Below are 12837 nucleotides of genomic sequence, written 5' to 3' on the forward strand. Positions count from 1 at the left end.
TTGGGGTAGCTCTTGAACAGGCCTTGGGCTTCGCGGTAGCTCTTGTCGGTCTGGTCGTCACCGTAGACCACGCTGACCAGCTTCAGACCCTGGTAGGCGGGCTGGGCCAGCACTTTCTTGGCTTCTTCGATCCAGATGTTCTGGTTGGTGGCCTGGGCGGTGGCCGACAGCACGGCGATTTCACCCGTAGGGCCAATCGCGTCAGCGGTCATCTTCACCAGTTTTTCGCCGATCAGCGGGTTGCTGGAGGGGTTGAGGTGCATCATGCGGCCGTCTTTGCGCACGCCCGAGTCAAACGAGATGACCTTGATGCCACGGTCCATGGCGCGCTTGAGCACGGGGGCCAGCGCGTCGGGGTCGTTGGCGGAAATGACGATAGCCGAGACCTTTTGGGCGATCAGCGCGTTGACGATCTCGATCTGGCCTTCGGCCGTAGCCTTGGCTGGGCCGGTGTAGATGATGTCGATGTTCTTGAGCTCTTTGGCGGCTTCCTGCGCGCCCTGGTTGGCGGCATCAAAGAAGCCGTTGCCCAGGCTCTTCACCACCAGGGCGATCTTGTCGGCAGCAAAGGCCGGGCTGGCAAGAGCTGCGCTGAGGGCCACGGTGATCAGGGTTGCGAGTTGTTTCTTCATGTTGTCTCCTGGATGTCGTTGTTGGTATGGAAATGTGACCCGAGGGTCGGTCTCGCTACCAGCGGCACGGATGCCGCCAGTGTCGATGGGGTGCGCTTTGCCGGTGCAAATGCGCTTAAACAATGCCGCTGCTGGGGCCGCTGGCGGGGCGGATGGCAGCCATGTCGGCACGGTAGCCCGACGCACGGTATGTGCCGACCGGATCGACTGCGCCACCCGCTTCCAGGCGGATTTTTTGCAGCAGCGGGGTCACGTCGGTGTGGAAGGCCGCCTTCAGGGTCTGTGCGGCCATCAGCACGTCGTTGCTGTCCTGGTAATTGGTCAGCGCAACGCGGTCTACCAAGAGGGCCTGGGCGTAGCAGCGCTGCACGGTCACGGCGCTGGTCATCAGGCTCTCGATGGGGTCGGTCACGTTATGCGACTGGTCCAGCATGTAGGCGGGGTCGAAGCCGGGGACTTTGCTTTGCGCTGCGTCCACCAGTTCGTTGAACACCAGGAACAGCTGGAACGGGTTGATGCTGCCGCTGTCGAGGTCGTCGTCGCCGTATTTGCTGTCGTTGAAGTGGAAACCGGCCAGCTTTTGCGCATGCACCAGGCGCGCCACGATCATCTCGATATTGGTGTTGGGCGCGTGGTGGCCCAGGTCCACCAGGCAGCGGGCTTTCTCGCCCAGGGTCTGCGCGGCCAGCAGGCTGGAGCCCCAGTCTTGAATGACGGTGGCGTAGAAGGCGGGCTCGAACATCTTGTGCTCTAAATACATCTGCCAGCCGTCTGGCAGCGCGGCATAAATTTGGCGGTTGCTGTCCAGGTAGCGGTCGAACTGGCGGCGGAAGTGGCTTTGGCCGGGGAAGTTGGCACCGTCGCCAATCCACACCGTCAGCGCCTTGCTGCCGATTTGCTTGCCGATCTCAATGCACTCGATGTTGTGCGCCACGGCCTGGGCGCGCACGCCGGCGTCGGCATGGGTCAGGCTGCCGAACTTGTACGACAGCGGCTGGTTTTTTTGGTCAGAGAAGGTGTTGGAATTCACCGCGTCAAACCCCAGGCCGAACGACTCGGCATGCTGGCGCAGTTCTTTGTAGTCGTTGCATTTGTCCCAGGGAAAGTGCGGCGACACGGTGGGTGTGCAGCGCACCAGCTGGTTAATCACGCCGCAGTCTTGCAGCTTGTCGAACACATTGCGCGGCTCGCCCTTGCCAGGGAAGCGGGCGAAGCGCGTGCCACCGGTGCCTACGCCCCAGCTGGGTACGGCCACGGCGAACTTCGCCACGTCGGCTTTCAGGGTGTCGATGTTGACACCGCGGCGCGACAGCTGTTCGCCCAGGTTTTTATAGTCTAAATCGACTCTAGCGCTTGCAGCGTGTGCATGGTCAGCTATTAATTCGGGAGCAATTTTTGTCGTGGTCATGGTCGTCTCTTTGGTTTTGTTTGATCGCCGAATTAACGTGGGAAGGCCGCAAGATTACCCGCATCCACGTTGATGATGTTGCCGGTCGATTTGGCGGCCAAGTCGCTGGCCAGGAAGTAGGTGGCTTCGGCAATGTCCTCGGGAAACACGCTGCGTTTCAGCATGGAGCGGTCGCGGTAGAAGGCTTCCAGTTCTTCCTCGCTGATCTTGTTGGCGGCGGCGCGCTCCTGGCTCCAGGCCCCCGTCCAAATCTTGCTGCCGCGGATGACGGCATCGGGGTTGACCACGTTGGAGCGGATGCCCAGCGGTGCCCCTTCCAGCGCAAAGCTGCGCGACAGCTGGATTTCGGCTGCCTTGGCGGCGCAGTAGGCGCTGGCCTGGGCGCTGGCCACCATGCCATTTTTGCTGGCAATGTAGACCATGGCGCCGCCGATGGCCTGGGCCTTCATCAGGCGGAAACATTCGCGGCCCACCAGGAAGTAGCCGGTGGCCAAAATGTTCTGGTTACGCATCCACAGCGCCAGGCTGGTGTCTTCAATCGGCGCGGCCGAAGCAATGCCGGCGTTGGACACCAGAATATCCACCCCGCCAAACTCCAGCGTGGCCTTCACATAGGCGTTGATGACCGAATCTTCAGACGTCACGTCGCACACCATGCTGCGCACCACGTCTTTACCGAAGCGCTGGGCCAATTCGGCGCGGGTGGTCTCCAGCCCTTCCACGTCGATGTCCAGCAGCGCCACGCAGGCACCCTCGTTCAGAAAGCGCTCGACGATGGCGCGGCCAATACCGCCTGCGCCGCCGGTCACCAGCGCCACCTTGCCGACCAGGGGCTTCGCCTTGGGCATACGCTGCAGCTTGGCTTCTTCGAGCAGCCAGTATTCGATGTCGAACGCCTCTTGCTCGGGCAGGCCCACATAGGTGTCGATGGCGTTGGCATCGCGCATCACGTTGATGGCGTTGACGTAGAACTCACCGGCAATGCGCGCCGTGGCCTTGTCCTTGGCAATCGACACCATGCCGATGCCGGGCAGCAGGATGATCACCGGGTTGGCATCGCGCAGTGCCGGGCTGTCGGGGCGCTTGCAGCGGTCGTAGTAGGCGGCGTAGTCGGCGCGGTAGGCGACCAATTTTTCTTCCAGCGCGGCGGCCAGGGCGGTGCCTTCCAGTTGGTACACCGATGCTTCCAGGATCAGCGGGCGGATCTTGGTGCGCAAAAAGTGGTCGGGGCAGGACGTGCCCATGGCCGCCAGCGGGGCCAGTTGCACGCTGTTTACAAAGTCCATCACCGCAGGCTGGCGGTCCACATGCAGCAGCTTGTGGCCGCTTTTGGAGGCCAGGCCGCGCAGGACAGGCAGCACACGGGCCAGGGTGGCATCCTGGTCGCCGGTGGCCAGCGACGCTTGGGCTACACCCCCAAAAGCCACCGCCTTGCGGGCCACGCTCTCGCGGCCGAGCCAGTTTTGCGCATGGGCGATTACGCCCACGGTGTTTTCATAGCAGCTCTTGGCCGTGTCGCCCCAGGTGAACAGGCCGTGGCCCGCCAGCACCAAACCGCGCTGGCTGGGGTGGGCGGCTTGGTAGCGTTGCAGCATCAGGCCCAGCTCGAAGCCGGGCTTGCGCCAGGGCAGCCAGCCCACGGTGCCTTCAAAAATCTTGGCGGTCAGCGCTTCGCTGTTGGCCATGGCGGCAATCGCAATCACCGCGTCGGGGTGCATGTGGTCCACATGGGCGAAGGGCAGGTAGGCGTGCAGGGGCGTGTCGATGCTGGCGGCGCGCGGGTTCAGGTTGAAGGTGCAGTGCGGCAGGTAGGCCACCATCTCGTCTTCAAACTGCGGGCCGCGGTACAGCTTTTGCAGCGCGTTGAGCTTGTCCATGTACAGGGTGCTGAAGCCGTCCAGCTTCATCGAACCCACGTCGCCGCCCGAGCCCTTGACCCACAGCACAGTGGCGTCCTGCCCGGTCAGCAGGTCTTTTTGCACCAGCTTGGCCGACGTGTTGCCGCCGCCGTAGTTGGTGATGCGCAGGTCGGAGCCCAGCAGGTTGGAGCGGTACAGCAGCAGGCCAGGAGCATCCAGCGTGGCCGCATGGGCATCGTTCCAGGTGGGGAAGGGGGCGGTGGTAGGTGTGGACATGAAAGCGGATGGGGAGTGGGCGGGGTTGCGTTGGAGGCAAGTCTAGAAACAGCCGTGCATATCCACAACCAATGCTTATTGATAGTTTGGCAAAGTTTTACTTATACTTGGCACTTGTAACCGCATGGGGTCGCACCATAGGTGTTTAGGGCCGGAAATGCTGCGTTGCAGCTTAGGGAAACTCCCCGCAAACCTCTTGCCATTGAGCCGATTTCGCCCGTTATCCAAGGCCCGCATTCCGGGTCAAACCCTGCCATGAAAAACACCACCCTGCGCCAGCTCCGCATCTTTGAAGCCGTGGCCACCACGCTGAGCTACTCGCGCGCCGCCGAGCAACTGCACCTCACGCAGCCCGCGGTGTCCATGCAGATCAGCCAGTTGCAGGAAGACGCGGGCCAGCCGCTGTTCACCAAAACCGGCAAGCGCCTGGTGCTGAGTGCGCCCGGCGAAGCCCTGCTGCGCCACACCCGCCGCATCCTCGACCAGGTGCGCATTGCAGACGAAGCCATGGCCGTCAGCCGCAGCGGCGAGGGTGGCTTGCTGCACCTGGGCGTGGTGCCCACGGCACATTACTTTGCGCCCGCGCTGCTCATGGCCTTCAAGGCGCGGCACCCCGGCATCCGCTTCAAGCTCACGGTGGAGCGGCGCGAGAAAATTCTGGCCATGCTGCAAGACCACCAACTGGACGTAGCCATCGGTGGCTACCCGCCCAGCGAGGCCGACGTAGAAGCCGAAACCTTCGCCCGCAACCCCCACTGCATAGTGGCCCCGCCGAACCACCCATTGGCCACCCGCCGCAAGCTCAGTTGGGCGGACTTGCGCACCGAGGATTTCATCTTCCGCGAACCCGGCTCCGCCACCCGCCAGTTTTTGGAGCACCTGCTGCAATCCCAGTCGCTGCAGGTGAATGTGTCGATGGAGCTGTCCGGCAACGAAACCATCAAACAGGCCGTGATGGTCGGCATGGGCATCAGCTTCCTGTCCGCCCACGTGTTCCAGGTCGAGCTGGCCGCGGGCATGCTGGCGGTGCTGGATTTGCAGGACATGCCGAAGATGCTGGACTGGTGCCTGCTGCACCGCCGCGATGCCGTGCCGTCGGATTTGGGGGCGGCGTTTCGGGATTTTGTGCTGGGAGATGGGGCGGGGTTTGCGGAGTGCAGGCACAGCCCCAAGCCATGAAATTTAGTTTTAGCCCATTTCCCATGCATCAAATCGGCCCCTGCCGGCTTGGTTTGCCAGAGGTCATGCAGCTATATAGCGTGGCTAAACGTGAGGGGGCCAGCAATTAGGATGGTTATAGATCCAGCGTTAAATGAGCCGAGCGGGCGTGAGATACGTAAACGGCCAGATGAGACTCGCGAGTCTCATCGCTTAGACACACGTCTTTGTGCTCTACATCTCCGCCGCTGTAGGGAATGGTGTGTGGAGTTTCAATCTCTATTGAGTCTTTAAGCTTTCCAGCAAGAGCAACGGATTACGGAGCAGAAGTTTCCGCGATGAAAATTAGGTTCCTTATCCGCGATCACGTCAGCCTTCACGTTACCGAAAGTTGTGTCGGGCTTGTGCTTGATGCCATCGTAGAAGGCATTAATGATGTCTTCCTTGAATTGAGGTGTCCTTGGAAAAGCCTTCACTACGGCTTCGCGGACATCATCAGAGTATTGCTTGTACGTCAGCCCGAGCACATCCATTTCGACCCCTGCTGTGGTCAGAGCGACCACTGGGTGCATGAACTCAGGAACGCCCGGCGTCGTGTGCAGCGCGATGCCGGTCCACACCCGTTCGATGTCTCCTTCGTTGACCTTCCAGCTTTGCAGGAAGTCCCGCGCGGCGTTTGCACCGTCGACTTCAAATCGAAGATTCGGGCTGCTGTGTTTGGGCACAAGACCCACATCATGAAACATGGTGGCTGCATAGAGCAACTCGTGATCCACGTTCAGTCCGCGCTGTTGGCCTGCCAGGGCGCCAAAAAAATAGACCCGGCTGGAGTGGTTGAAGAGAAGTTCGCTCTCGGTATCACGGATGAATCCCGTGATGGCGCGGCAAAGCGCGCTGTCTGGAATCGTGATTCCGTTCACATTGGGTATAAGTTTGCTTGGTTTAGTCATGGTCATGCTCTGGGTGAAGTGGGCGCCCGCCCGTTTTGGGCCGGTGCGCCTATGAAGTTGCGGCAGGTCGTGGCCGCAATTGCAGTCCACGCGCGCTTTCTGCCAAGTGGCCCTTATTTTCTGCCTTTTGGGGCGGGCCTCTAATGCAAGGTGTTGAAGATGATCAGAAAAGTGGCGCTTGTCATTCATGAAGGCGTGCAAGCCTTGGACGTCGCAGGACCTCTGGATGTCTTTGCTGAAGCGAACAGTTTTGTGCCGGAAGGCGAGGGGTACGAGTGCGTCATCATTGCCGAGCACACACGGGCGATGCGTGCGTCAAATGGCACGCTACTTCTGGCTGATCTCAGTTATGCAGAAGTCCAAGAGCCTTTTCACACGACCTTTGTGGCTGGTGGCCCTGGTTTACCGACCAAGCCGGCTCATGGGCCGACTCGTACGTGGCTGAGGCGATGGGGTCCGCCCTCCGAGCGTTTTGGCTCGATCTGCACGGGTGCCTTTTTATTGGGGCACGCTGGTCTGCTGGATGATCGTACCGTGACCACCCACTGGCAGAGCGCGGGCGAATTGGCCAATTTGTTCCCTGCGGCACGCGTCGAATACGACCGGATCTACGCCCGAGACGGCAACCTATTCACATCAGCAGGTGTGACAGCAGGGATTGACCTCGCATTGGCCCTCGTGCGCGAAGACTTCGGAGGCACTATGTCTCTCGCGTGCGCCAAGCGTTTGGTTGTCGTTGCGCAGCGTCAGGGGGGGCAATCGCAGTTTAGCCCGCTGCTTATTCTGTCTGGCGATCCGGCATCACCGTTGGGTAAGGTACAGGCTTATGTGATGGCACACCTCAGTGAGCCATACTCGGTTGAGAGAATAGCGTCACTAGCTGGTACCAGCGTGCGCAGCGTAGCACGCCTTTTCACGACTGAGCTCGATATGACGCCCCACGAGTTCGTTGAGGGCGTTCGCATTGACAAAGCTCGAAATCTTCTCGAGGCTACGGCTCTTCCCGTGAAAGTAATCGCCTATGAATGCGGCTTTACTAGCCCGGAACATATGCGTGTTGCGTTCCAACGCAGGCTCAATCTCAGCCCGATCCGATATCGAGAAAACTTCAGTGCCGGCGGTTCGTTTTTGGGCTAGTACCTGCGTGTAGTGCCAACCTGCAATTTTCTTTCATCACCGGTACAGGCGATTCTGACCCAGAGCCAGATGCATGCAATGGCAGACGCGGCAATACAGCCGCATCCAGGCATTTGAGCGCGAGGTATTTGGCGTTCTGCGTCTCGTTGATGCACTGCATCGCGCCCCACCCAACCACCGTCTTGCCTTCAAACGTAAGCTGACCTGGGCCGATTTTCGTACCGAAGACTTCATCTTCCGCGAGCCCGGTTCGGCCACCCGCCAGTTTCTGGAGCACCTGCTGCAATCGCAGTCGCTGCAGGTGAATGTGTCGATGGAGTTGTCCGGCAAGGAGACCATCAAACAGGCTGTGATGGTCGGCATGGGCATCAGCTTTTTGTCCGCCCACGTGTTCCAGGTGGAGCTGGCCGCAAGCATGTTGGCGGTGCTGGATTTGCAGGAGATGCCTAAGATGCTGGACTGGTGCCTGCTACACCGCAGGGATGCCGTGCCGTCGGACCTGGGGGCGGCTTTTTGGGATTTTGTGCTGGGGGATGGGGCGGGGTTTGCGGAATGTCGGTTGAGCGGGCGGGCATAAAATTTGGTTTTTAGCCAATTTTTCATGCGACAAATCGGCCTCTGGCCCATATTTAATCTGCACAAGCAGTTATGTTTTTATATTCAAAAAGAATAGCAAACTATTCGCCACCACGGGCGGTAGTCAATAGGGGTCACCGGGGCGGTGTCGCCGCTGGCGGTGCGGGCTTTCAGGGCGTTGCGCACTTGGTAGTCGTAATGCTGGTGGAGAAGTCTGCATGCCGCCATTGACGAGGCTGGCATGCGCGTTCACCATCGCGAATGGTCGATCCATGTCCAACTAAAACGGCGGACGCGTTGGAGAGGCGATGGCTGCTGGGAAATGGGGGGCGCGCGTTCACCATTCAGGTGCTTGTAAGGAGGTCCTATGGCGGAGAGCGACAAGGTATTCGCGGGCTCGATCCCGAAGTTCTACGACACGCTGATGGTCCCGCTGATCTTCGGCGCCTACGCTGCCGACCTGGCGCAGCTGGTTGCGGCCTTTTCGTCCGGCGCGGTGCTGGAAACAGCGGCTGGCAGCGGCGTGGTGACGCGGGCGCTTGCGTCCAAACTGCGTGCCGACGCGCGCTATGTGGTGACCGACCTCAACCAGCCCATGCTCGACTATGCCGCCACCCGGCAGGGGACTGACAGCCGTATCGAATGGCGGCAGGCCGATGCGCTGGCCCTGCCGTTCGAGGATGCCGCGTTCGATGTCGTGTGCTGCCAGTTCGGCGCGATGTTTTTCCCGAACCGGGTCACCGGTTATGCCGAGGCGCGCCGTGTGCTGAGGCCGGGCGGGCGCTTTGTCTTCAGTGTCTGGGACCGTATCGAAGAGAACGCCTTTGCCGACGAGGTCACCCAGGCCGTCGCTGCGCTGTTTCCGCACGACCCACCGCGCTTTCTTGCCCGCACGCCACACGGCTACCACGATGTCGCGGTGATCCGCGAGGACTTGCGCCGTGCCGGGTTCACCGATATCGCGATCGAAACGCACGCGAAGCTGAGTTGCGCACCCTCGGCGCGCGAGGCCGCCACCGCCTACTGCCAGGGCACACCGCTGCGCAACGAAATCGAAGCGCGCGATGCCAGCTTGCTGGCGATGGCTACGGACCGCGCGACGCAGGCCATCGCCAGCCGCCATGGCACAGGCCCGGTGGTCGGCAAAATCCAGGCGCATGTGATCGTCGCGGCGGGATAGCGCGGTATCGGCTTAGGGGTAAGCCGATAGGCATGGGGTTGCTATCAAAATGGCAGCTCGTGCCGTTGATCCCGTAAGCGGAAATCGCGCTTTTGCGTGGGCCCGCTAAATCGCACAACGGCGTTACATCCAAAACCCTCCATGCCACGGGGCATCGCACTGCGGCTACCCTTCCATCCATTCAGTTTTTGATCCACACCCCACCAAGGAAACCATCGGATGACCGACACCATCGCCTACACACCCCCCACAGTCTGGACCTGGGACCAGGAAAACGGGGGGCAGTTTGCCAACATCAACCGCCCCATCGCCGGTGCCACGCACGACAAGGTGTTGCCCGTGGGCCAACACCCGCTGCAGCTGTATTCGCTGGCCACGCCCAATGGCGTTAAGGTCACCATCCTGCTGGAAGAGCTGCTGGCGCTGGGCCACAGCGGGGCCGAATACGATGCCTGGCTGATCCGTATCAACGAAGGCCACCAGTTCGGCAGCGGCTTTGTCGAGGTCAACCCCAATTCGAAGATTCCGGCCTTGATGGACCGCAGCGGGGCCGAGCCGGTGCGGGTGTTTGAGTCGGGTGCGATCCTGCAGCACTTGGCGGAGAAGTTCGGCGCGTTTTTGCCCGCCAGCGGCGCGGCGCGGGCCGAGTGCCTGTCGTGGCTGTTTTGGCAGATGGGCAGTGCGCCGTTTCTCGGCGGTGGTTTTGGCCATTTTTACGCCTACGCACCGGCCAAGTTCGAGTACCCGATCAACCGCTATGCCATGGAGGTCAAGCGCCAGCTGGACGTGCTGGACCGCCGTTTGGCCGAGCACACCTTTCTGGCCGGTGAAGACTACACCATCGCCGACATCGCGGTATGGCCCTGGTACGGCGGCCTGGTGCTGGGGCAGCTGTACGGCGCGGCCGAGTTTTTGAGCGTGCATGAATACACCCATGTACTGCGCTGGGCCCAGCAGATCGCGGCGCGGCCCGCCGTGCAGCGCGGACGGATGGTGAACCGCGCCTGGGGCGAGCCGTCAGAGCAGCTGCACGAGCGCCATGCGGCCAGCGATTTCGACACCCAGACCCAGGACAAGCTGGCCCCCAAGGCCTGAATAAATTGCTATTATATTAATAGCTGCTAGTGTAGATGGAATATACGCTAGAGGCACTAAATAGTATTGACCAGCTCCCGCAGACGCAGGTGCACCGCATCCTCCAGATCCGGCAGCACCGACTGCTTGGCATCCATGTAATGGCTGGTGAACACTTCCAGATAGGCATCCAGCGTGTCGGCCGCGTGCTCTTCGCCCGCCAGGGCTAGGCAGCGGGCTGCGACTTCAGAGGTGCAGAGGTGGTCGGTGCGGGTGCTGCGGCGCAGGCGGTAGCGCGAGAGCTGTTCGGGCAGCAGGCTGAGCACCGGCAGGTGGTTCAGGTACGGGCTTTTGCGGAACATCTTGCGGGCTTCGGGCCAGGTGGCATCCAGCAGCACAAACAGCGGGCGTTTGCCGGGTACCACGGGCACCTCGGTCACCACGCGCTCGGCGGGTAGATATTCGCCGGGAAACACCAGGTAGGGGGTCCACTGCGGATCGGCCAGCAGGGCGATCAGCGCCGGGTCCACCTCGGTGCGGGTCCAGCCAAAGGCGGCCGTGTCCTTGACCACGTCGGCGATCAGCCAGCCGGTGTTGCTGGGCTTGAGCGGCTCGATGTCGCACATGATCAGGCACATGCCCGCCTGGGTGGGCACATCGGGGCGCAGGGTGCACAGGCAGTGGCTGAACAGCACCCGGCAGCCGGGGCAGCGGGGCGCGCGGGCACCCCGGGCGATAAAGGGCTTGGCACTGCGCGCCAGGCGCACGTCGCGCAGGCGAGAAACCGCGTGGTGAAAGGGAAATGGTTTCATCATAGAAGGGGGGGATTCTGCACTGCAGCCCGCGCCGCATGCCTATGATGTGCAAGCCATGCCATTCCCACGCCCCGTCCCCAAGCCCGTGATTGACACCAGCCGCTGCACCGGCTGTGGCTGGTGCGTGCCCACCTGCAACCTGCATTTGCTGTCGCTGGAGCCGCAGGGTTGGAAGAAGTTTTCGGTGCTCAGCGACATGGATGCTTGCACCGGCTGCCGCAAATGCGCGGTGCGCTGCCCTTTTGATGCCATCACCATGGTGGTGCCGCAGGGCTGAGGGGCCTGCCCCTCACCGAGGGTGAAGGCGATTACCGCTGCAGCGCAGCTTCCATCGCAGCCTTGTTCATTTTCGGCCGACCCTTGATGCCCCGCTGGCGGGCCTCGTTGCGCAATTGCTGCACGGTGCGGCCGCCCGCGCCCTTGTGCGAGCGCAGGCCGCCGCGTCGGCTGGCGGACATGTCGTTGAGCGAGGACGCGCTGGCCTCCACCGATTCGCCGTGCTGGGCGCGTTCTTTGTTAACCACGCGCGCGGCGATTTCCTCGGCCAGAGACTCGGGCTTGCCGCGTTCGAGCAGGCTGGTTTTGATGTGGGTGTACTGGCGCTCGCGTTTGGCGCTCCAGGCTTTGGTAGGCATAACGGCTCCTTCAGGAGGGTAAAAAAGCGCCAGGGCTTACCGGCCTTTCAAAGCCGTGTGCACTGCCTCGGTGAGCTTTTCAAAACCAAACGACACATCGACCACCGCGTCGTTCAGGAAAAAAGTCGGTGTGGCACGGAGGCCGCTGCGGTCGCCAGCGCGCCGGTGCTCTTGTACCCGCTGGGTGTAGATGCGGTCGTTCATCTCGCCGTGGTAGCGCAGCATGTCCAGGCCAACGGTTTCGGCGTAGCCCGCCAGCGCGGCAGCGTCCAGGTGTTGCCTCTGGGCAAACAGCAGGTGGTGCATGGGCCAGAACTTACCCTGCGCAGCCGCGGCTTCGGCCGCTTCGGCGGCCAGCTCGGCGTGCGGATGCACCTCTACCAGCGGGTAGTGCCTAAACACAAACCGCAGACGGTGGCCCTCGGTGTCTACCAGGTGCCGGACCAACGGCTCGGCCTGGATACATGCCGGGCATTCGTAGTCGCCGTACTCCACCAGCGTCAGCCGGGCCTCCGGCGGGCCCAGCACATGGTCGGCAGCGGACAGGCCTGCATCGGGGGTGTCGCCGGTGTCAACGCGGTTCATGGGGCCACTTTCAAGGTGGCTTGCAGGGTGATTTCGGGCACGCTGGCCAAGGCTTTGGACAAGGGGCAATCGCGCTTGGCGGCCTGCGCCAGGGCCTGGAACTGCGCTTCGTCCAGGCCGGGCACGCTGGCTGTCAAGGTCAACGCGATGCGGTCAATGCCAAACCCTTCGCCCTGCGGCACCAGGCGCACCTGGGCCTGGGTGTCCACCGTGGCGGTGGCAAAGCCGGCCTTGTCGCAGGCAAATGAGAACGCCATGGCGAAGCAGGCCGCATGCGCCGCGCCCAGGATTTCTTCGGGGTTGCTGCCCTTGCGGTCGTCGGCAAACCGGCTGGCAAAACCGTAGGGGTAGGCCTTGAGCGCGCCGGTTTCGGTGCTGATCTGTCCCTGGCCTTTTTTGCCGGGGCCTTCCCAATGGACGGTGGCGGTTTTCTCGATCATGGTGGGTCCTTTCAACGCGGGTGGAAGAGGACGCTGGGGCCAGTTGCCCATGTTCCCAGCGCACAAGCACACCATGGTTGCAGCCCAGGCCGCCGGGGTCTGTGCGGCAGCG

General features: G+C 61.9%; 14 protein-coding genes. 6 read left to right on the plus strand and 8 right to left on the minus strand.

What is annotated here, in order from left to right:
• The 3 genes from Q0T48_RS00230 to Q0T48_RS00240 all read right to left on the minus strand — a co-directional run.
• A partial coding sequence (locus Q0T48_RS00230; RefSeq protein WP_295950723.1) for a substrate-binding domain-containing protein occupies positions 1 to 632 on the minus strand: 632 nt, incomplete at its 3' end.
• A 115-nt stretch (positions 633 to 747) separates the two neighbouring features.
• Positions 748 to 2040 (minus strand): L-rhamnose catabolism isomerase, encoded by a 1293-nt coding sequence (rhaI, locus tag Q0T48_RS00235; RefSeq protein ID WP_295950725.1) that lies wholly within the window; start codon positions 2038 to 2040, stop codon positions 748 to 750.
• Positions 2041 to 2072: 32 nt separating this feature from the next.
• Positions 2073 to 4175, minus strand: coding sequence for a bifunctional rhamnulose-1-phosphate aldolase/short-chain dehydrogenase (locus Q0T48_RS00240; protein WP_295950729.1), 2103 nt, complete (start codon positions 4173 to 4175; stop codon positions 2073 to 2075).
• 255 nt (positions 4176 to 4430) lie between these two features.
• Between Q0T48_RS00240 and Q0T48_RS00245 the strand changes: the two genes are divergently transcribed.
• Complete coding sequence (locus Q0T48_RS00245; RefSeq protein ID WP_295950731.1) at positions 4431 to 5354, plus strand: LysR family transcriptional regulator; 924 nt, start codon at positions 4431 to 4433, stop codon at positions 5352 to 5354.
• 269 nt (positions 5355 to 5623) lie between these two features.
• Here Q0T48_RS00245 and Q0T48_RS00250 read toward each other — a convergent pair whose 3' ends face one another.
• Positions 5624 to 6283: an HD domain-containing protein gene (locus tag Q0T48_RS00250; protein ID WP_295950932.1), complete on the minus strand. Its 660-nt coding sequence runs from the start codon at positions 6281 to 6283 to the stop codon at positions 5624 to 5626.
• 162 nt (positions 6284 to 6445) lie between these two features.
• Between Q0T48_RS00250 and Q0T48_RS00255 the strand changes: the two genes are divergently transcribed.
• From Q0T48_RS00255 to yghU, 4 genes are all read left to right on the plus strand, one after another.
• On the plus strand, positions 6446 to 7420 hold the full coding sequence (locus tag Q0T48_RS00255) for a GlxA family transcriptional regulator (protein WP_295950935.1): 975 nt from the start codon (positions 6446 to 6448) through the stop codon (positions 7418 to 7420).
• Positions 7421 to 7493: 73 nt separating this feature from the next.
• Complete coding sequence (locus tag Q0T48_RS00260) at positions 7494 to 7997, plus strand: LysR substrate-binding domain-containing protein (protein ID WP_295950734.1); 504 nt, start codon at positions 7494 to 7496, stop codon at positions 7995 to 7997.
• A 366-nt stretch (positions 7998 to 8363) separates the two neighbouring features.
• Positions 8364 to 9176 (plus strand): methyltransferase domain-containing protein, encoded by an 813-nt coding sequence (locus tag Q0T48_RS00265; protein WP_295950736.1) that lies wholly within the window; start codon positions 8364 to 8366, stop codon positions 9174 to 9176.
• Between the two features lie 219 nt (positions 9177 to 9395).
• On the plus strand, positions 9396 to 10271 hold the full coding sequence (gene yghU / locus Q0T48_RS00270; RefSeq protein WP_295950738.1) for a glutathione-dependent disulfide-bond oxidoreductase: 876 nt from the start codon (positions 9396 to 9398) through the stop codon (positions 10269 to 10271).
• Between the two features lie 56 nt (positions 10272 to 10327).
• Here yghU and Q0T48_RS00275 read toward each other — a convergent pair whose 3' ends face one another.
• Positions 10328 to 11065, minus strand: coding sequence for a tRNA-uridine aminocarboxypropyltransferase (locus Q0T48_RS00275; RefSeq protein WP_295950741.1), 738 nt, complete (start codon positions 11063 to 11065; stop codon positions 10328 to 10330).
• A gap of 55 nt (positions 11066 to 11120) precedes the next feature.
• Between Q0T48_RS00275 and Q0T48_RS00280 the strand changes: the two genes are divergently transcribed.
• Positions 11121 to 11342: a 4Fe-4S binding protein gene (locus Q0T48_RS00280; protein ID WP_295950744.1), complete on the plus strand. Its 222-nt coding sequence runs from the start codon at positions 11121 to 11123 to the stop codon at positions 11340 to 11342.
• Positions 11343 to 11373: 31 nt separating this feature from the next.
• Here Q0T48_RS00280 and Q0T48_RS00285 read toward each other — a convergent pair whose 3' ends face one another.
• The 3 genes from Q0T48_RS00285 to Q0T48_RS00295 are packed head-to-tail and all read right to left on the minus strand — an operon-like array spanning position 11374 to position 12725.
• Positions 11374 to 11700: a plasmid stabilization protein gene (locus Q0T48_RS00285; protein WP_295950747.1), complete on the minus strand. Its 327-nt coding sequence runs from the start codon at positions 11698 to 11700 to the stop codon at positions 11374 to 11376.
• A 36-nt stretch (positions 11701 to 11736) separates the two neighbouring features.
• On the minus strand, positions 11737 to 12285 hold the full coding sequence (locus tag Q0T48_RS00290) for a thioredoxin domain-containing protein (RefSeq protein WP_295950750.1): 549 nt from the start codon (positions 12283 to 12285) through the stop codon (positions 11737 to 11739).
• Positions 12282 to 12725 carry an OsmC family peroxiredoxin gene (locus tag Q0T48_RS00295; protein WP_295950752.1) on the minus strand — a complete coding sequence of 148 codons (444 nt, stop codon included), beginning with the start codon at positions 12723 to 12725 and terminating at the stop codon, positions 12282 to 12284. The genes Q0T48_RS00290 and Q0T48_RS00295 overlap by 4 nt, the downstream gene beginning before the upstream one ends.
• Between the last annotated feature and the right edge of the window lie 112 nt (positions 12726 to 12837).

It is taken from the genome of Rhodoferax sp. (assembly GCF_025354435.1).
GTDB lineage: Bacteria > Pseudomonadota > Gammaproteobacteria > Burkholderiales > Burkholderiaceae_C > Rhodoferax_B.